We start from the raw sequence: 19,301 nt of genomic DNA, 5'->3' as shown, positions 1-19,301 counted from the left end.
GCCTGACGAACTCCGTGCCTGCGGGCCCCCATTGCGGCCTGCCCGAGAGTGCCCTTCGGTCGCGCCTCCGCGGCACGGCCGATATCCCTTGACGCCGCGTACACGCAGGACACCCCGCACCGTTTCGGCGCTCTGCATTTCACACGGCGCAAATCCCCTCGGTTGTCATGGGCATGAAATTCATTGCCCCAGCAACTCAAGATGCTGCTCCTCAGTCGCCCCCTCCGGCAGTTTGATCACCGGCGCAGTCTGCTTGAAGACCTTTCCGCCCCAGTCCAGCACGAAGTGCTTGTGTGTGGCTACAAACGGAAAAGCAATACCAAGAGGAACTCACGGGGCGGCGATCCGCTCATCCCCCCGCGCCCCCGCAGGCCGCCTACCCCGGAGGCCACACTCAACGGTCCGGCCGGGTCGAACCGCAGCGCTCGCGGCGAGTGATGCGGTGGATGTCGCACTCGCGCATCAGCCGCTCGGCTCTTGGAGGATTGCCGCGCGGCTCTCCCCGCATGCGCGGAGCGGGCGCGGGTCCGGACGTCGGTCGGCTGGCCATTTTTGTTCGTTGCTCCCGGGAAGCGCGCCGTGACAGCATTCGACACGTGTTCGATAACGGGGATGACATAGCAGGGCCGCCTACTCGACGTTCAAAGATCGCTGACTTGGCCAACTGGCCTGCTGACGAGGCACCTTCGGCACTGCGTGAGGCACCGGACCCGGCCCGTGCCATGACGCCGGACGGTGATCTGGTGGCGGCGGCTCGACATGAGTTTGCCGTGTTGCTGGGTGAGTTCCGGCGTACGGCGGTGCTGGTGCCGTTGGATGAGGTCGGGGATCTGTGGTCGGCGGAGCAGAACGGGGTGCGCTGGATCTGTGCGTTCTCGGACGAAGAGGCGCTGGCCCGGTTCGCGCGGGCTCGGGGAGAAGCTGGGCGGGAGTGGACATATCAGGCGGTGTTGGGTGCACGGTTGCTGGATGTGATGGTGCCGACGTTGCCGGGGCCGGCAGGGGTGGCGCTGGATGCGGGCAGTGAGGACGGCATGTTGTTTCCGCCGGTGGCGGGCATCGTGCCGGACGCGGTCGCAGTGGATCTCGGGGGGATGCAGTGAGCGGGGAGAGTCCTGATCTTCAGGTGCCGCCGGAGGCTTTGGCCGCGATCGCGAAGGGGATCGATCTGGCGCATGCCGAGTTGAAGGATCTCGGCATGATCGGGCAGGCGTCGATGGGGCGGGGGTTCTCGGATCTTTCCTTGTCGGGGCTGGAGTTGGGGCACGGCGGGCTGACGTCGCAGTTCGAGACGTTCTGCAACCGCTGGGAGTGGGGTGTGCGGGCTCTGACGCAGAAGGGGAACGGTTTCGCGCTCGGGGTCGGGCTGTCGGCTGGTTCCTTCGCGGAGCAGGAGCAGTACGTCAAAGACTCGTTCAAGGTCGGCGTGAACTCCCTCAACGGGAACCCTCACCTGTCCGAGGACGAGGTGAAGGGCATGAGTTGGGACACGATCAGCAAGCAGTCCGCTTATGACGACCCGGACTGGAGCGGGGAGTCGATGCTGAAGGCGAGTGAAGAGGTGAAGCAGAACTGGAAGGACACCGCCTACGACGTGGAGGACGCCGGGCTCGACGCGATGGAACGGTCCGGGCTGGTGGACCCGGCGGTGCGGGCAGCGGCGGATGAACGGCTCAAGGAGCAGCTTGATCCGTCGCAGGAGACGATTCGTCAGGCCGAGCAGCCGCGGTGGGGGGAGAGTCGCTGATGGTGGACTGGGGGAAGCTCGGCGGGGACCTGTACGACGGTGCGGGCAAGCTGGTCGACAAGGGCAAGGAGATCGTCGGCGAGGGGATCGACAAGGGCACCGATGTGCTCGGCTCCGGTCTGGAGAAGGTCGGCGCCGACGACTGGGCGGACGCGGTCGAGGACTGGGGGGATGAGACCGCGTCCTCGCTGGGCGCGGAGGTCGGGGAGCAGCAGCTCGGGCAGACCGAGGAAGCGAACGAGCTGATCCACGGCAGGCCGGAGAAGATCAGTGCGGCGGTGAAGAACCTCCGGGACTTCCAGAAGGCGTTCGATCTCGTCGGCGGCGGGATGAAGAAGCTCGACTCGGGCCACTGGAAGGGTGAGGCCGCAGACGCCTTCCGGGCAAAGTTCGAGACCCTGCCCACGGACTGGCTGCGCGCGGCGGATGCGTTCGAGGACGCGGCCACGGCGTTGGAGACGCATGCCGGGACGGTCACGAGCGCGCAGGCCAAGGCCCGTGAGGCGATCGCTCTCCACAAGGAGGGCAAGCAGGACTACGAGACGGCTGCTGCCGCGTTCCGGGAGAAGGCGGCAGCGTACAACGCGGTCCGCAACACCGATCATCCGCTCCCGCACCCGGGAACGTTCTCCGATCCGAGCGTGGCCAAACGACAGCACGCTCAGGAGATGCTGGAACATGCCCGGCAGGCGCGCAACGAGGCCGCCGAAGCGGCCAAAGGCGCGATCACCGCGGCGATGGCACACGCCCCGAAGGAACCCACCGGGCTGAACCGTGCCAAGCAGGAGTTCATCGACTACGAGGTCGGCCAGGGCATCGAACTGGCCCACTTCGGCGGCGGAATCATCAAGGGCACCGCGGGACTGCTGAACTTCGTCCGCTCGGTCAACCCGACCGACCCGTACAACCTGACGCACCCGGCCGAGTACGCCAAGGGCGTCCACATGACGCTCGCCGGCCTCGTCTCCACCGCCGCCAACCCCGACCGCGCCCTCAAGAACGCCTGGGACGCCGCCAAGGGCGACCCGTCCGAATTCATCGGCCGACTCGTCCCCGAACTGGCCGGCACCAAGGGAGGCGGTCTGATCAAGGGCGGCCTGCGGGCCGGAATGAAGGACCTCCTCAAGAACCCGACGGGCAAGAACCGGCACGGACACGAGAAGAACCCCGACTCCAACGCCAAGAAGTGCAGCGAGGTCAAATGCGCCGGAGACCCCATCGACGTCGCCACCGGACGCATGCTGCTCCCGCAGACGGACATCGTGCTACCGGGATCGCTGCCCCTCGCCTTCGAGCGCGTCTTCGACTCCTCGTACCGAGCCGGCCGCTGGTTCGGCACCGGCTGGTCGAGCACGATCGACCAGCGCCTCGAAATCGACGCGGAAGGCGTGGTGTTCAACTGCGACGAAGGCAGCCTGCTCGCCTATCCGCATCCCGCACCCGGCGTCCCCGTCATGCCCACGCACGGCCGACGCTGGCCACTTGACCGGGTGGACGACGGCTACACCGTCACCGACCCGGAAACCGGCCGAGTCCGGCACTTCGTCGACCACCCCAACGGAGAGCTGGCGCTCCTGGCTCAGATCGACGACCGCAACGGCCGATGGATCACCTTCGAGTACGACGAGGCGGGCGCTCCGACGTCGATCGTGCACCACGGCGGCTACCACCTGAAGCTCACCACGAACGAAGGCAGGGTCACCGCCCTGCACCTGTCAGGCGCGGCACCGGACGGCACCGATCAGGAGATCCTCCGCTACAGCTACACCAACGGCCACCTCACCGAAGTCACCAACTCCTCCGGTCGCCCCCTGCGGTTCGGCTGCGACGAGCTGGGCCGCATCACGTCGTGGACGGACACCAACGGCAGCCGGTACGAGTACGTCTACGACGAGCACGACCGCTGCGTGTACCAGACCGGCACGAACGGCCACCGCGAAGCCCACTTCACCTGGGACGACACCGACCCCAACACCGGCTTGCGCATGACCTCCGTCACCGACGGTCTCGGTCACACGAAGCGCTTCGTGATCAACAAACGCTCCCAGGTCGTGGCGGAGATCGACGCGCTCGGCGCGGTCACCCGCTTCGAATACGACCGTTACCACCGCCTGTTGTCCCACACCGACCCACTCGGCCACATCACCCGCTTCACACATGACGAGCATGGGCGGCTGGCTGAGGTGGAGCGACCGGACGGACGCCGGTCATGCGCCGAGTACAACGAACTGGGACTCCCCGTACGCATCGTCGGCACCGACGGCAACGTCACCCGGCAGGCCTTCGACGAGCACGGCAACCGCACCTCGATCACGGAACCCACCGGCGCCACAATCGCGTTCTCGTACGACGAGGCGGGCCACCTCGTCTCCATGGCCGACGCCCTCGGGCACACTTCGATCCTCACGCCCGACAAGGCCGGGCTCCCGGTCGCAGTCACCGACCCTTTCGGCGCGACCACTCGCTACGAGCGGGATGCCTTCGGCCGCCCCGTCTCGATCAGCGACGCTCGGGGTGCCGCCACGCGTCTCGAATGGACTGTCGAAGGCAAACTCGCCTGTCGCATCGAGGCCGACGCAAGCCAGGAGTCGTGGACCTACGACGGTGAGGGAAACTGCCTCACCCATACCAATGCCGTCGGCGCGACCGTCAGCTTCGAGTACACCGACTTCGACCTGCTGCTGGCACGCACAGAGCCGGACGGCGCCCGGTACGAATTCACGCACGACAGCAACCTCCGGCTCACTCGGGTCACCAACCCTCAATGCCTGACCTGGGACTACGGATACGATCCAGCCGGACAGCTGATATCCGAGACGGACTTCGACAACCGGACGCTCCGCTATGAGCGGGATGCTGCAGGTCGGCTCGCCGCACGCACCAGCGCCGCAGGCCAAACAACCAGCTATGAACGGGACATGCTCGGCCGCGTCGTCCGCAAGAACGCCGCCGGAACCACCACGACCTTCGCGTACGACTTCGCCGACCACCTCGCGGAAGCAGTCAACGAGGACGCAACCGTCACGCTCCTTCGGGACAGGTACGGCCGCCTTGTCTCCGAGACGGTCAACGGCCGCACCATGTCGTACACCTACGACGCCCTCGGCCGCCGTACCGGCCGCACCACCCCCACCGGCGCGGTCAGCACCTGGACCGACGACGCCGCCGGCCGCCGCACCTCCCTCACCACCTCCGGCCGCACCATCGCCTTCGAACATGACGCCGTCGGCCAGGAAACCGCCCGCCACATCGGCGACACTGTCTCCTTCACCAACCAGTACGACCCGCTTGGCCACCTCACCAGCCAGCAGATCACCGGCACCACGGGCAGCAGCATCCAGCGCCGCGACTACACCTACAGCGCCGACGGCAACCTGACCAGCCTCACCGACCAGCTCAGCGGTACCCGCACCTTCGACCTCGACCCCGCCGGACGCGTCACCGCCGTCCACGCCGCAGGCTGGACAGAGCGCTACGCCTACGACGCAGCCGGCAACCAGACCCACGCCACCTGGCCGCAAGGCCACCCTGGGCAGGAAGCCACAGGCGCGCGTGAGTACAAGGGCACCCGCCTCACCCGGGCCGGTTCCCTCCGCTACTCCCATGATGCGGCCGGCCGGATCATCCAGCGCCGCAAGACCCACCTATCGGGCAAGGCGGAGGTGTGGCACTACACGTGGGACGCCGAGGACCGGCTCACCGCAGTGACGACGCCGGACGGAACGCGATGGCGGTACGAGTACGACGCGTCAGGCCGACGTATAGCCAAGCTGCGCCTGTCGGCGGACGGTACGACGGTCATCGAGCGCAGCGACTTCACCTGGGACGGGCCGACACTGTGCGAGCAGACCACGGTCTCGGACGAGTCGCCTCATTCGGTCACCCTCACTTGGGACCACGACGGCCTGCGGCCGGTGGCCCAGACGGAACGCATCATGGCGGTGGTGGCGCAGGAGGCGGGGGACGGTCAGCATGGCGCTCAGGCGCGCCCCTTGGGGAGCCTACACACCATGGTGCGAGCGGCCGGTGCGGTTGAAGCGCCTGCAGTAGTCGGTGTGCCGAACGGGGTGCACGCAGCCCAGCACGAGATCGATTCTCGCTTCTTCGCCATTGTCACCGACCTCGTCGGCGCGCCCTGCGAACTCGTCGACGAGCAAGGCGGTATCGCCTGGCGCAGCCGCCGGACCCTGTGGGGTACCACCACATGGGCATCTGACAGCACCGCGTACACGCCACTGCGCTTCCCCGGCCAGTACTACGACCCTGAGACAGGGCTGCACTACAACTACTTCCGGCATTACGATCCGGAGACGGCCCGATACCTCACCCCGGACCCGCTCGGCCTCGTCCCGGCGCCGAACCCGTCGACGTATGTCCCGAATCCGCACACCTGGACCGACCCGCTCGGCCTGTCACCGTGCCCTCCGCATCTGTTCCGCGGAACCACCACAGGTTTCGAGGGCAGCCCCGGTGTGCAGCGGCACGGCATCACACCAACCTCGTCCGACCCCGGCGTCGCCAGCGTGTTCGCGACGCAGGCCGAGCGGTTCGGCGACGCCATCGTCGAGGTCTATCCGCGCGGCGCGCTGGACGGGGTCCCGGTCCACCAGGGGTACATCGCGCGGGAGGCCGAATGGCCGGTCGAGCTGAGTCCGGCGGAACTGTCGTCCCGCGCATCCGTGCAGGTGCCATCGGCGGTAGCCCGGGAGATCCTCTCCGAGATGGGCATCCACGTGCCACGCAAGATCGGCAACGGGGACATCGATCCGCTTCTTGAATACGATGTTCCCAAGCTCACCCCCGAACAGATCGCGCACTTCGTCGAGGAGGCACACCGACGTGCTGGATAACGTGCCGGAGAAAGCAGCCCTGAGCATCGAATCCATCGAGTCCGTGACGCCGGGCGTTACCGACTCGGCGGACGACGTGGCCGTGTGCGTGGTCCGCTGCGTTGAGGGGACGGCACGGCTGGGCATGGTGTTCCAGCACCCGGGTTCCGTAGTCGGCCCGGGCGCGGCCACGCCAGGGTTCTTGCTGACCGCCATTGAGTGGTACGGCAAGCAGGTCGAGCAACTGGACACCGTTCACTCCGGCAAGGTCACGCTCACCGGAGCCGGAGCGGAGACGCTGGCTAAGCGCGATGTCCTGAACTCGGCACCGCGGCACTGAACGACCCCGTCGGCCCGGCCGCCGAAGACCTCACCCCTCCTGGGGGCCGGCGGGGCAGTCACCGGCCCGCTCACTGGGCTGCAATCACTGCTCATGCCAATCCAGACCGGGGCCGACCACTCCCCTCACCTCATCCGGGGCATGGTGCGGCACAGTCCCGTGTCGGCCTGGTCCGAGGGCAGGTTCGTCAGCAGCGCGTACCAGCGACTCGAAGGTTCTTCTGAACCTCAGCCGACCGTCGACCAGAAGCCGGCCGCCCTGGCCCGGCTCCGGGCAGTCGACGATGCCCTGCGGAACCAGCGCGAGGACCGGCACCGCGCCGACGCGCTGCTCGCGCTCATCGCCAACTTGGTCGAGGACTAAGGGAACTGGTGATGGTCGGCCGGAGAAGCTGAGGCGCACCTGGCGCTGTAGGTTGCTTTTGTTGGCGTCCGCCAGACAGCACTACCGCCAGGTGAAGTTCCCCCTTGATCCAGACAGCTTGATACTGGGACGAATGGGTCGTCCCGGAGGAAGCAGTCCAGGTTGAGCGGCAAGAGCAACATGAGCAAGCGGTACACGCCGGAGTTCAAGCGGGACGCGGTGGAGCTGGTCCGGCCGGCCGCTGCCGCGCGGCAGCGGACCGAGGACGAACTCGCCGAGAAGATAAGGGAGATCCACGCCGCCTCACGGGGCGCCTACGGTGTCCCGCTCGTGCATGCTGCGGCGCGACGCAAGGGCCATGGGATCAACCGAAAGAAGGTGGACCGGATCATGCGTGAGCGCGATATCCGTGGCATCACCCGCCGCAAGCGCCGCCACCTGACGAAGCAGGATGCCAAGGCAACCCCGGCCCCAGACCTGGTTGGCGGCGACTTCACCGCCGCCCGGCCCGGCATGAAGCTGGTGTAGCGCTTCAGGCCGTCCGGCACGCGCCACAAACGGCAAGCCTCCCTGCCAGGGCAGGCCAGGAAACCTGTCAGCCCGCCTGCTCCCACGTCCCCGACTTCAGCTCCTTGAGGAACAGCCCGTCGAGCACCACCAACCCGGCCGCCCTGTCCACCACGTCCACCGTGCGGCCGTCCAGGGCGGGCGAGGCCTCGGGGTCCTCCATGGGGACGAGGAGCCACAGGCCGTGCGGGGCGTCGGCGGGGCGCCCTGCGGCGTTCTGCAGCGCGACCAGCAACTCCCGTCCCCCCACCTCCCAGTAGCGGGCGACCAGCCCGGCCCGGTGAGCGAGAAGCACGGTGCGCGGGCCCGAAGCCGCCGCCAGCTCCGCGACACGGGCCACGACCCGCTCCAACGCCAGCCGTGCGTAGGAGGCGAGGCCCGCGCCGATGCTTCCCGAGGCGGCGAACGCGGCATCCGCCTTCAGCAGCGCCTGCCAGGGCGCCCGCTGCTCCTGAGCCAGCTCCCGCAGCGTCGTGAGGAGGAGCTCGTCCAGGGCGAGCGGCGTCAAAGCGCTCCGCCAACCGCTCCGCCACACCGGGGAGTTCGGGCCCCTTGACCGTGAGAGCGACGAATCCGCCCCGCCGCCGGGCCGCCTGGAGGCGGGCGGCCCGGACCCGTCGGGGATCGCGGCCGAGCGCCAGTTCGCTCTGCGCGTCCTCGATCAGCGTCCGAGTACTGGCCAGCGCGGAAACCGTCTGCTCGGTGTGCCAGGCGACGGCTTCCCGGGCGCGTGGCAGGAAACGCTTGCGCTGCTGGTCGTAGGCGAGCGGGAAGCCGGCCCGGTCCAGGGCCTCTTCCAACTCCACGTACGTGGTGTCGGCGAGCACCGCCAGCGCGGGGAAACGGGCACGGACCCGGGCCAGCAGGTCGTCGGTGCCGATCCCGGTGTCGGGCTGCACCTCTGCGGCGGCCTGCGAGATGCGCAGCGCCTGAAACAGATCCAGGCCCAGCGGGTAGAGCTCCAGTCGCGGTGAGACACCGACGCCCCGTGCCATGGCAGCAGCCAGGTCGACGAGCCGGGTGTCGGCCAGCGGGATCATGCCCTCGGGTGCACCGACCGCGCGGAGTTCCCGCAGCACCGTCACCCGGCCGGGCAGCGGATCGCGGACAGCGACGTCGGCCGCCACGACGCCCAGTGCCGCGGCGTAGTCGGCGAGTTCGGCGGGCGTCGGCTCGTCCGCGCCGGGCTGGTCCTCCAGCGCCAGCAGCACGCGACCGTCACGCCGCAGCATGGCCAGTCGGGCCGGAGGCTCGGAGCCGGCGTCCTCGTCCCGCTTGCGGGCCTCCGTGTCCACCGCCGCGCGGACCACGGCCAGCGACCGGGCCGGCGTATCGGCCGCATCGCCGTCACCGGCCCCGTGCCGGACGCGCAGCTCGTCCGCCAGCTCCACGGCGGTCATCACTCTGCCCTGCTCGGACAGTATCGCCGCCAGTTCGTCCCGGACCCGGTCCATCCACGGCAGGCCCGCCCATCGCTCGACCGCGGCGAGCTGGTGCTGGGAGACCGTGTTCTGGCTGATGTCGAGGGCCTTGGCGATGGCGGTCTGCGCCGGCCAGTCCCCCAGGTCGGCGCCGCCCGGCAGTTGGAGGGTGGCGCGTACGACATCGGGGCGCGGCTTCGTACGGCGCCCCTGGCTCTCCGCGGGCATCAGCCGCGCGGCCAGCGTCTCCACCGACTCCAGCGCCTCCTCGGGGGCGTCCATCGCAATCGCCGCCGGTTCGCGGGGCTCGGGACGCTTGCGCAGGTCGTGCGACCACTGGCGGTGGCGGCGGTTGAGCTCCTTACGGATCGCATTCCCGGCGCCACGCGCACGGGAGATCGTGTGCGGAGGGACATCGAGCAGCGCCCCGACCGTCGACGCACCGAGGGACGCGGCGACGGACACGGCACGCGGCGACAGCCCAGCGGCCTCCAGCGGCGTCTTCAGACCGGCGACCGCCGCAGCCTGCTCACGGGCGTCCTCGATGTCCTCGGTGGTCATCCCGACCGTGGCAGGCGTGGTCGCCGGACGCGCCGAGTCGGCCGTACGGAACAGACTCACCTGCTGGCACGGCCCCTGTCACACGATTGCCGCGACTGCCCTGTTCATGCCCCCGACCGCATCCTGGTGGCTACCCACCCGCCGACTCGGCTGCTTGCACAGGGTCGGCCGCACCCTGCCTTCCGTCCGACGGTCGGTGCTCCGACATCGGCAAAGCGGGGAACGCGGCGCACAGCGACCATCAAGTTCTCGAACATGCCTTCGGCGACACGTTTTCGGCGAACGGCCCAAGTACCGCACGAGTCGGGAAACCACACGTATCCGCCCCACGGCGTGCGCATCTCCACCGCCGGTCCCGGCCCAACACCCCACGAGCACCGCCCCAGTGAGTGGTGAGCGGACTTGCGTACCAACCGCGCCTGAAACGAAAAAATCCCGGTCCGACGATGATCGTCGGACCGGGATCCTTCGTGTGCGGTGGACCTGTGGGGATTTGAACCCCAGACCCCCTCGATGCGAACGAGGTGCGCTACCAGACTGCGCCACAGGCCCTTGCAACGAGTGAAACTTTAGCACCCCCACAGGGGTGCTCGGAAATCCGGTCCGTGCTGGTCAGCCGAGTCGGTGCCGCAGCGGGGCCCGAAGGGGCTCACTCGTTGGCGGCACGCGGGCGTTCCCCGTCCTCGTACTGGTCGAAGAGCGGGGTCCGGCCGCGGTCGCGGGTGCGGCGGGACTGGCTGGTGCGCTGGCGCGGCGCCGGGTCGACGGGGGGAGCCACGGGGTGCGAGGTACCCGTCTGGGTGGGCTCGGCGGTGCTGGAGCGGGCCGCGCTCCAGGTCTCCGGGTTGCCGACCTCGACGCCGCCCGTGGCGCGCGGGGCGACCGGCGCGGTGACGTACGTCGGCAGGGGGACCGGGACCGGCTCCCAACTGTCGCCCTGGACCCGGCCGCGTTCGCGCTGCTGGTCGACCCATTCCGCATGGTCCGTCTGCTCGACCAGGGCGCGGCGGCCGGCCTCCTGCGGGGAGACCGCCGGTGCGGGCTCGGGCTCGGGGCGGCGCCCTTCGGGCTCCTCGTCGGCCTCGGCGGGGGCCGCCGCGGCCGGCTGGTGCCTGCGGGGACGGCTCTCGCGCAGATGCTGCGCCGCCACTTCGGCCCGGCGCCGGTCCATGGTGAAGGCGAACCGGCGTCGCTCCTGGGCGCGCAGATGCACGATGTACGTGCTCAGCAGCACCGCCGGAACCGCGGGTGCCCAGAGGAAGCCGAGGCCGCCGACCGCCGCGACGACCGCGCCGAGGGTGAAGGCGAGGAAGAGGACGACGGTGGTACGCCGACGGCGCGCGAGGACCTGGAGTCGCTGGGCGCGCCGGACGCGCTCGGCGTCCGTCCCGCCGGTGCGCGGGCGCGCGCGCCGCGCGGCACCGGGTTCGGGGCGTTCCCGGTCCGGGCGCGCCGGGTCGTACACCCGGGCTTCGGTATGCGCCGGGGGCGCGGCGAAGGCCCGGACGTCCACGGAGTCCATTCGGTCCGTGACGGCGTCCGGGTCGGCGTCGGGCCCCGCCTCCTCGGTGGTGCGCTCCCGCAGCTCCTTGGCATACCGGCGCTCCATGGCCGCCCGTCCGGACAGCAGCCGGATGGCGGTGCTGAAGCGTTCCGTCGGACGGGCTTCATTGAGCTCGTCCTGCCTGCGGAGCCACATCGGCACCAAGTAGGCGGCCCAGGCCCCGACGATGACTGCATAGATGAGGCCGCTGCTGCTCACGTCTCACACCGTAGAGGGGTTTGCGCGGGGGCATCCGCCAATTGGCACGGTGTGTCGCACGATCCGGCTGATATCAAGGACTTTTTTTGTGATTGTTCAGATCACCAGTGGGTGTTTGCGCGTTCGTTTGCCGTCACATGCCGATCAATATCGAACACTTATTTTATTTCCCGTGGCGTTCCGGGTCGTGCCTGGTGCCAGCGCCGGAGCAGCCCGTCGGGTACTTCCTCCGCGGTGAGCGCGTAGATCAGATGGTCGCGCCAGGCGCCGTCGATGTGGAGATAGCGCGGACGCAGACCTTCCTCACGGAATCCCAGTTTCTCGACGACCCTTCTGCTGGGCCCGTTCTCCGGCCGAATGCACACCTCGATGCGGTGCAGTCCGACCCTGCGGAAGCAGTGGTCGACGGCGAGGGCGACCGCGGTCGGCATCACACCGCGGCCCGCCACGTCCTGGTCGACCCAGTAGCCGATGTGACCCGAGCACATCGAGCCCCAGGTGATCCCGGCGACCGTCAGCTGACCGACCAGACGGCCCTCGTACTCGATGGCGAAGGGCAGCATCCGGCCGGCGGCGGCCTCGGAGCGCAGATGACGGACCATCTGACGGTAGGTGGGGCGCTGAGCCACCGGGCCGCCCGGGGCGGGCGGCGGCACGGTCGCCTCCCAGGGGCGCAGCCACTCACGGTTGCGCCGGTTGACCTCGCGCCACATGCGCTGGTCGCGCATCTTCACCGGACGGAGGGTGATCTCGCCGTCGTTGAGGACCACCGGCCAGGTCGGGACGTTCAGCTCGGGCTCCCGGGTCGGGGGTGATCGCCGCCGCGAAGCTGGTCGACGGCGTGCACCAGGAGACGTGCGAGGACGGCGAGGCCGTCGCGCACCCCGCCGGTGGAGCCCGGCAGGTTCACGATGAGTGTGCGGCCGGCGACGCCCGCGAGGCCACGGGAGAGCGCGGCGGTGGGCACCTTGTCGCGGCCTTCGGCGCGGATCGCCTCGGGGATGCCGGGGATCTCGTGGTCGAGGACGCGGCGGGTGGCGTCGGGGGTGCGGTCGGTGGGCGAGATGCCCGTACCGCCAGTCGTGACGATGACGTCGTACCCGGCGGCCACCCCGTCGCGCAGCGCCTGTTCGACCGGGTCGCCGTCGGGCACGACCCGGGGGCCGTCGACGGCGAACCCGAGCTGCGTGAGCGCCTCGGAGATCAGGGGGCCGCCCTTGTCCGCGTAGACCCCGGCGGAGGCCCGGTTGGATGCGGTGACGACGAGAGCGGCGTACGGGGCGGTCAGTGCGCCGCCGAGCGGAGGCTCGGCCTGCCGGTCGTCACCGGACTGCCCGGGTCCGGACGCCGCGTTCTCTTCCGGCCCGCCGGGGGGCACCGCGTCGGGCGTGGTCATGCGTCCGCTCCGTCCGGTGCGGTGCGCCGGTACTCGCCGGACTTGCCGCCCGACTTCGACTCGACCCGTACGTCCGTGATGACTGCCGCCTTGTCGACCGCCTTGATCATGTCGATCACGGTGAGCGCGGCGACCGAGACGGCGGTCAGGGCCTCCATCTCGACGCCGGTGCGGTCCGTGGTCTTCACCGTGGCGGTGATCTCCACCGCGTCGTCGGCGACGCTCAGGCCGACCTCGACGCCGGAGACGGCGAGCGGGTGGCAGAGCGGGATCAGGTCGGGGGTGTGTTTGGCGCCCATGATCCCGGCGATGCGGGCGGTGGCGAGGGCGTCGCCCTTGGGGACTCCTTCGCCGCGGAGCAGCTCGACGACGCGCGGCGAGACGAGGACCCGGCCGCTCGCGCGGGCCACCCGCGCGGTGACGTCCTTCTCCGAGACGTCGACCATACGGGCCGCGCCCGCCTCGTCGATGTGCGTCAGCCTGTTCTGCGTACTCAACTAACTCCGCCTCGCGGTAGGGCGCCGGTTGCCCGCTCGGCCCGCACCGGGGTGCGGGCCCGGGGCCCGGGGGGTGTCCCCGGGAAGGCACAGCGGCAGATACCGTACCGCCACCGCCCGGGGATCAGCGGAGCAGGATCACCTCGGTGTCCGCGCCGGGCTCGGCGGAGGTGACGTCCTCGGGCAGCACGATCAGCGCATCCGCCTGGGCGAGAGCGGCGATCAGATGCGATCCGGAGCCGCCGACGGGGGTGACGGTGCCGGCCTCCGCGTCATACGTACCGCGCAGGAACTGGCGCCTGCCGGACGGCGAGGTGAGTGCCTTGTCGGTGTTCAGCTTGGCCCGGACGGTGGGGCGGTTCACGTCCTGAAGCCCCATCAGGGCGCGGATCGCGGGGCGTACGAACAGTTCGAAGGAGACGTACGACGAGACGGGGTTGCCCGGGAGCGCCAGCAGCGGCGTGTGTTCGGGGCCGATCGAGCCGAAGCCCTGCGGCTTGCCGGGCTGCATGGCGAGCTTGCGGAAGTCGATGCCGCTGCCGGGCTCGTCCTCGCCGCCCACCGACGACAGGGCTTCCTTGACGACGTCGTACGCACCGACGCTGACGCCTCCGGTGGTGACCACGATGTCGGCACGGATCAGCTGGTCCTCGATCGTGGCGCGGAGCGTGTCGGCGTCGTCGGTGACGGCGCCGACCCGGTAAGCGATCGCTCCGGCGTCCCGGGCGGCGGCCGTGAGCGCGAAGCTGTTCGAGTCGTAGATCCGGCCGCCGGTCAGCTCCTCGCCGGGCTGCACCAGTTCGCTGCCGGTCGAGATGACGACGACGCGCGGCCGGGGCCGTACCTTCACCGTCGAGCGGCCGATCGCGGCGAGCAGCCCGATCTGCGGCGGGCCGATCACCGATCCGGCGCGCAGGGCCAGATCGCCCGGCATGACGTCGCTGCCGCGCGCCCTGACATGGGCGCGGGCCTCGACGGGGCGGTGCACGCGGACCTCGCCGCCCGCGCCCTCGGGGGCGGCGCGGTGGGCGCGCATGGTGTCGGCGGGGCCGCCGCCCGTCCCGCCGTCGGTCCACTCGACCGGGATCACGGCCTCGGCGCCGGCCGGCAGCGGGGCGCCGGTCATGATGCGGGCGGCCTCGCCCGGGCCGACGCTCCGGTCGCCGGGCAGCCCGTCGCTGCCCGCCGCGACGTCACCGATGACGGTGAGCACCGCGGGGAACTCCTCGTCGGCTCCCTCGACATCGGCCACACGGACCGCGTACCCGTCCATCGAGCTGTTGTCGAAGGGCGGCAGGGCGATCTGCACGATGACGTCCTCGACGAGGACGCAGCCCTGTGCGTCGTGCAGTTGCAGCTCGATGGGTTCGAGCGGTCGCACTGCGCCGAGAATGTCTTCCAGGTGCTCGTCCACCGACCAGATCGTGCTGCTCAAAGTGCTACATCTCCTCGGTGACGTAACTGCGGAGCCAGGTCCGGAAGTCCGGGCCCAGGTCTTCACGTTCGCACGCGAGTCTGACAATGGCACGGAGGTAATCGCCCCGGTCACCGGTGTCATAGCGGCGCCCCTTGAAGACGACGCCATGCACGGGGCCGCCGATCTTCTCGTCCTCGGCGAGGAGTTGAAGGGCGTCGGTGAGCTGGATCTCGCCGCCGCGGCCCGGCTCGGTCTTACGCAGTATGTCGAAGACGGCCGGGTCCAGTACATAGCGGCCGATGACGGCGAGGTTACTGGGCGCCTCGGCCGTGTCGGGCTTCTCGACCAGACCGGTGACGCGCACCACATCGCCCTGGGCGGTGGGCTCGACGGCCGCGCATCCATACATGTGGATCTGCTCCGGCGCGACCTCCATCAGCGCGATGACACTGCCGCCCTCGCGCTCCTGGATGTCGACCATGCGGGCCAGCAGCGGGTCGCGCGGGTCGATCAGGTCATCGCCGAGAAGGACCGCGAACGGCTGGTCGCCGACGTGCGGTGCGGCGCACAGCACGGCGTGGCCGAGGCCGCGCGGGTCGCCCTGCCGGACGTAGTGCATGGTGGCCAGGTCGCTCGACTCCTGCACCTTCTGGAGCCGTTCGGCATCTCCCTTGCGGGTGAGCGCGGACTCCAGTTCGTAATTGCGGTCGAAGTGGTCCTCGAGGGGACGCTTGTTGCGGCCGGTGATCATCAGGACGTCGGAGAGGCCGGCGGTCACCGCTTCCTCGACGACGTACTGGATCGCAGGCTTGTCGACGACAGGCAGCATCTCCTTGGGAGTGGCTTTGGTGGCCGGCAGGAAGCGGGTACCGAGGCCTGCGGCCGGGATGACAGCCTTGCTGATCCTGGGGTGCGACTGAGTCATGCGCAGAACCATATCCGGCGCGTATGGGCGGAAGATGAGACTCCGGTTAACTTTGTACGCCTATATGTGCATACAAGAGATTCAAAGGTGCCCGTTGAACACCGACATGTCCCAAAAGACGCTTCTCAGGCGTGAACTGCTGGCCGCGCGGCGCCTTCTGACCAGGGAAGACGCGGAGAACGCCGCGACGGTTCTGTCCCGGGGCGCATTGAGTCTTCCGGAGCTCTCCGGGGCGCGCACCGTCGCCGCCTACGTCTCGGTGGGGAGCGAGCCGGGCACCCGCGCCCTGCTGGACGCGCTCCGCGCGCGGGGCGTACGGGTGCTGCTGCCGGTGCTCCTCGCGGACAACGATCTGGACTGGGCGCCGTACGAAGGAGCCGATCGCCTGGTCCGGGCCGGCCGCGGGCTGCTGGAGCCGGACAGGGAGCGCCTCGGTCCCGACGCGGTCCTGGACGCCGACGCGGTCCTGCTGCCGGGCCTCGCGGTGGACGCGCGCGGCATGCGGCTCGGCCGTGGCGGCGGCAGTTACGACCGGGTGCTGGCCCGGCTCGCCGCGGCGGGGGCGCATCCGGCGCTGGTCGTCCTGCTGTACGACAACGAGGTGGTCGCGCAGGTCCCTGAGGAACCGCACGACCACCCCGTCGACGTGGTGGTGACGCCTGCCATGATCCGCCGGATGGGCCCTACGGTTTGAGGGTCAGGGTGTCGTTCGTCGACTTGGCGACGGCGTTCGTCCCGAAGGACCAGTCGAGCAGTTCACCGTTGACCCATTTGTCGGTCTGATCGGTGTAGTGCGCGCTGAACGCGTGCCCGGAAGCACCGGTGAGGTTGATCCAGCGGGACTTGTCCCAGTCCCCCACGTTGACGACCATCCGCATCGACGGAACCCAGACGACGTCGTAGCCGCCCGCCGCGTTCCAGCCGGTGGCGTTCACCGCGGCCTCGCCGCCGCCGATGTCCCACGGGCCGCGGTTGAGGACCCGCTGGAGCAGACCGGGGCCCTCGGTGCCGAGGGTCTGGTTCTTCAGGGTCAGCTGGTGCAGCCGGCCCCAGCTCCAGGTGCTGATGTCCTTGCCGAGCTTCGCGGTCAGCTCCCAGCGGGCATCCTCCATGGCACGGGCGAAAAGTTCGTCCCGGTTCTCGGTCGCCTCGTCCCGGCCGCTCGCCGGCGACTTCCACCAGTCGCTGTTCTGGTCGTCCATCAGGTCGGCGACGACCTGGTACCAGCGGTCACCGCCGTCCGGCTGTGCCGTGTCCGCGTCGCGCCGGCCGCACTCGCGCACCAGTTTGTGCTGCTCGTCGACCGGTCCGGAGGTGTCGGCCCGGGGCACATTGAGGCACTCGCCCTTGACCCGCAGCTCCTTGGGCAGCTTGTCGCCGAAGGCCAGCTTGAGGATGTTGCGCCAGACCGCGTTGAAGTACGCGGCCGCGGCCGAGTCGGGCTCCTGGTTGTAGTCCCAGCCCTCAAGGAGCTTCTGTGCCTCGCGGACGTTCTTGTCCGAGACATTGATCTCCAGCAGCTCGGGCACCAGCTTCGTCGCGATCTCGCTGGTGTTGTCCATCTGCATCTTCTGCATGTCTTCGGTCGAGATCTTCCCGCCATCCTCGATCTTCAACTCGATGAGGTCGTTGATCCGCTGGCTGCGGGCGCCGTAGCCCCAGTCCTTGGTGAGCAGGTGGGGGTACTTCTCGTCGATGACGGGCTGGTTGGCGGTGACGATGTAGCCGCGCTTCGGGTCGTACTCGTAGGGCAGCTCGTCGAACGGGACCGGCTTGTCCTTCCAGCCGTACGCCGAGGACCAGCCGGGGCTGGGCATCGTGCCGTTGCCCTGGAGGCGGACCGGGATCTTTCCAGGTGCCTGGTAGCCGATGTGACCCTTGGTGTCGGCGTAGATCAGGTTCTGCGAGGGAACCTCGAAGTGCTCGGCCGCCTTGCGGAAGGACGGGAAGTCCTTGGCCCGGTTGAGCTCGAAGACCGCGTCCATGGACTTGCCGGGTTCCAGCGCGGTCCACTTCAGGGCGACCGCGTAACCGTCGGCCCGGTCCGGGGCCGAGTTGCCGACGGGGGCCTTCTGGCCGACCTTCTCCATTTCGCTGCTGCGGTCGGAGACCAGCGGACCGTTGTTGGTCTCGCGGACGGTGATGTGCCGGCTCTTGCCGCCCGCGACCTTGATGGTCTCCTCGCGGACGGTGAAGGGCTTGACCTTGCCGTCGTACACGTAACCGTCGCCGGAGACCTTCTCCAGGAAGAGGTCGGTGACGTCCGCGCCGAGGTTGGTGAAGCCCCAGGCGATGTCCTGGTTGTGGCCGATTATCACGCCGGGCATGCCGGAGAAGGTGTAGCCGGCGGTGTCGTACTGGCACTGCGCCGTGATCTCGCGGCAGTGCAGCCCCATCTGGTACCAGAGCGAGGGCAGCTGCGGCGCCAGGTGCGGGTCGTTGGCGAGCAGCGGCTTGCCGGTCGTCGTGTAGTCGCCGGAGACCACCCAGGAGTTGGACCCGATGCCGCTGCCGTTCGGGCCGAGCAGCGCCGGGATCTGGTCGAGCGTGTCGGAGAGCGAGGAGAGCTGGGTGTTCACGCCCTCGGTGGCGCTCGCCACGGTGTCCGAGCCGACGCTGCCGGACGGGGTCGCCTCCGGGTCGAACTTCCCGGTGACCGGGGAGATCGCGCCCTTGCCGACGATCGGATCGTGCTTGTCGTACGGGTACTCCGGGTAGAGGTCCTCGATCTGCTTCGCGTCGAGCCTGCTGGTCATCAGCGAGCGGTCGATCTCCTCCTGCATGTTGCCGCGCAGGTCCCAGGCCATCGCCTTGAGCCAGGCGACCGAGTCGACCGGGGTCCACTCGGCCGGCTTGTAGTCGTTGGTGAGGCCGAGGGCGGCGTACTCGACGGAGATGTCCTTGCCGTCGCGCCCCTTGAGGTAGGCGTTCACGCCGTCCGCGTACGCCTGGAGGTTCTTCTTGGTGTCCGCGGACAGGACGTTGTCGTACTCCTTCTGTGCGACCTTGCGCCAGCCGAGCGTGCGCAGGAAGGAGTCCGTCTCGACCTGTCCGGAGCCGAACATCTCGGAGAGCCTGCCCGCCGTCATGTGGCGGCGGACGTCCATCTCCCAGAAGCGGTCCTGCGCCTGTACGAAGCCCTGGGCGCGGAAGAGGTCGGCATCGGAGTCCGCGTACAGCTGCGGGATTCCGTAGCTGTCGCGCTTGACGTCGACGTTGCCGTCGAGGCCGTCGAGCTTGATGGAACCGGTCGTCTGCGGGTACGAGGCCCGCACGGTCGATACGGACCAGAACGCGCCGTAACCGATACCCGCGACAAGCGCCAGCACCAGAACGATCACGATCAGGCGGGCACGTCGCCCCTTCTTCCTGCCGGTCTTCCCACCGGCGGAACCGGTGGTGCCGGAAGGGGCGGTTGTGTTGGCGGGCATCGCTGTCCTTCGAGGGGCAGGTGGTCCTGGGAGTGCAGGAGCAAC

16 protein-coding genes and 1 tRNA gene are annotated in these 19,301 nt (G+C 69.3%); 8 read left to right on the top strand and 9 right to left on the bottom strand.

Features of this window, described 5'->3' with window-relative positions; all coding sequences use genetic code 11:
* Positions 1-722 precede the first annotated feature (722 nt).
* From NRF20_RS26800 to NRF20_RS26775, 6 genes are all read left to right on the top strand, one after another.
* Positions 723-1,103, top strand: coding sequence for an SseB family protein (locus NRF20_RS26800; RefSeq protein ID WP_413754608.1), 381 nt, complete (start codon positions 723-725; stop codon positions 1,101-1,103).
* The gene (locus tag NRF20_RS26795; RefSeq protein ID WP_413753423.1) at positions 1,100-1,747 is read left to right on the top strand and encodes a hypothetical protein; all 648 of its coding nucleotides are present in this window, start codon (positions 1,100-1,102) and stop codon (positions 1,745-1,747) included. Before NRF20_RS26800 ends, NRF20_RS26795 begins: the two co-directional genes overlap by 4 nt.
* Entirely contained in the window at positions 1,747-6,597 is a 4,851-nt protein-coding gene (locus NRF20_RS26790) for a putative T7SS-secreted protein (protein WP_413753422.1), read from the top strand. Before NRF20_RS26795 ends, NRF20_RS26790 begins: the two co-directional genes overlap by 1 nt.
* Complete coding sequence (locus tag NRF20_RS26785; protein WP_398255585.1) at positions 6,587-6,916, top strand: hypothetical protein; 330 nt, start codon at positions 6,587-6,589, stop codon at positions 6,914-6,916. Before NRF20_RS26790 ends, NRF20_RS26785 begins: the two co-directional genes overlap by 11 nt.
* Positions 6,917-7,009: 93 nt before the next feature.
* Positions 7,010-7,279: a hypothetical protein gene (locus tag NRF20_RS26780; RefSeq protein ID WP_413753421.1), complete on the top strand. Its 270-nt coding sequence runs from the start codon at positions 7,010-7,012 to the stop codon at positions 7,277-7,279.
* A gap of 162 nt (positions 7,280-7,441) precedes the next feature.
* The gene (locus NRF20_RS26775; protein ID WP_413753420.1) at positions 7,442-7,807 is read left to right on the top strand and encodes an IS3 family transposase; all 366 of its coding nucleotides are present in this window, start codon (positions 7,442-7,444) and stop codon (positions 7,805-7,807) included.
* 67 nt (positions 7,808-7,874) lie between these two features.
* Here the strand turns inward: NRF20_RS26775 and NRF20_RS26770 are convergent, their stop codons facing one another.
* The gene (locus NRF20_RS26770) at positions 7,875-8,354 is read right to left on the bottom strand and encodes a hypothetical protein (protein ID WP_413753419.1); all 480 of its coding nucleotides are present in this window, start codon (positions 8,352-8,354) and stop codon (positions 7,875-7,877) included.
* On the opposite strand from NRF20_RS26770, the gene NRF20_RS26765 reads away from it, so the two are divergent.
* Positions 8,320-8,820, top strand: a complete 501-nt coding sequence (locus NRF20_RS26765) for a hypothetical protein (protein WP_413753418.1) — start codon at positions 8,320-8,322, stop codon at positions 8,818-8,820. The two genes, NRF20_RS26770 and NRF20_RS26765, sit on opposite strands and share 35 nt — an antisense overlap.
* A 1,486-nt stretch (positions 8,821-10,306) precedes the next feature.
* Here the strand turns inward: NRF20_RS26765 and NRF20_RS26760 are convergent.
* The 7 genes from NRF20_RS26760 to galU all read right to left on the bottom strand — a co-directional run bounded on the left by NRF20_RS26760 (position 10,307) and on the right by galU (position 15,825).
* Positions 10,307-10,380 (bottom strand) — tRNA-Ala (locus NRF20_RS26760).
* Positions 10,381-10,477: 97 nt separating this feature from the next.
* A complete protein-coding gene (gene glpR, locus NRF20_RS26755) occupies positions 10,478-11,590 on the bottom strand; it encodes a gephyrin-like molybdotransferase receptor GlpR (RefSeq protein ID WP_398632641.1) in 1,113 nt (370 codons plus the stop codon).
* Positions 11,591-11,748: 158 nt separating this feature from the next.
* Positions 11,749-12,360 (bottom strand): GNAT family N-acetyltransferase, encoded by a 612-nt coding sequence (locus NRF20_RS26750; protein WP_114245014.1) that lies wholly within the window; start codon positions 12,358-12,360, stop codon positions 11,749-11,751.
* 17 nt (positions 12,361-12,377) lie between these two features.
* The gene (locus NRF20_RS26745) at positions 12,378-12,986 is read right to left on the bottom strand and encodes a molybdenum cofactor biosynthesis protein B (RefSeq protein ID WP_398632640.1); all 609 of its coding nucleotides are present in this window, start codon (positions 12,984-12,986) and stop codon (positions 12,378-12,380) included.
* Complete coding sequence (gene moaC, locus NRF20_RS26740) at positions 12,983-13,483, bottom strand: cyclic pyranopterin monophosphate synthase MoaC (RefSeq protein ID WP_266360873.1); 501 nt, start codon at positions 13,481-13,483, stop codon at positions 12,983-12,985. The genes NRF20_RS26745 and moaC overlap by 4 nt, the downstream gene beginning before the upstream one ends.
* 124 nt (positions 13,484-13,607) lie before the next feature.
* A complete protein-coding gene (glp, locus tag NRF20_RS26735) occupies positions 13,608-14,918 on the bottom strand; it encodes a gephyrin-like molybdotransferase Glp (protein WP_398632639.1) in 1,311 nt (436 codons plus the stop codon).
* A gap of 4 nt (positions 14,919-14,922) precedes the next feature.
* Positions 14,923-15,825 (bottom strand): UTP--glucose-1-phosphate uridylyltransferase GalU, encoded by a 903-nt coding sequence (gene galU, locus NRF20_RS26730; RefSeq protein WP_398632638.1) that lies wholly within the window; start codon positions 15,823-15,825, stop codon positions 14,923-14,925.
* Positions 15,826-15,931: 106 nt separating this feature from the next.
* Between galU and NRF20_RS26725 the strand changes: the two genes are divergently transcribed.
* Positions 15,932-16,519 carry a 5-formyltetrahydrofolate cyclo-ligase gene (locus NRF20_RS26725; RefSeq protein WP_413753417.1) on the top strand — a complete coding sequence of 196 codons (588 nt, stop codon included), beginning with the start codon at positions 15,932-15,934 and terminating at the stop codon, positions 16,517-16,519.
* On the opposite strand, the gene NRF20_RS26720 is transcribed toward NRF20_RS26725, so the two are convergent.
* Positions 16,509-19,256 carry a penicillin acylase family protein gene (locus NRF20_RS26720; protein WP_398632636.1) on the bottom strand — a complete coding sequence of 916 codons (2,748 nt, stop codon included), beginning with the start codon at positions 19,254-19,256 and terminating at the stop codon, positions 16,509-16,511. The genes NRF20_RS26725 and NRF20_RS26720 overlap by 11 nt on opposite strands.
* Between the last annotated feature and the right edge of the window lie 45 nt (positions 19,257-19,301).

The sequence above is a fragment of the Streptomyces sp. R-74717 genome (assembly GCF_047305335.1).
Classification (GTDB): Bacteria; Actinomycetota; Actinomycetes; order Streptomycetales; family Streptomycetaceae; genus Streptomyces; species Streptomyces atratus.
This window is presented reverse-complemented; position numbering and strand designations above follow the sequence as displayed.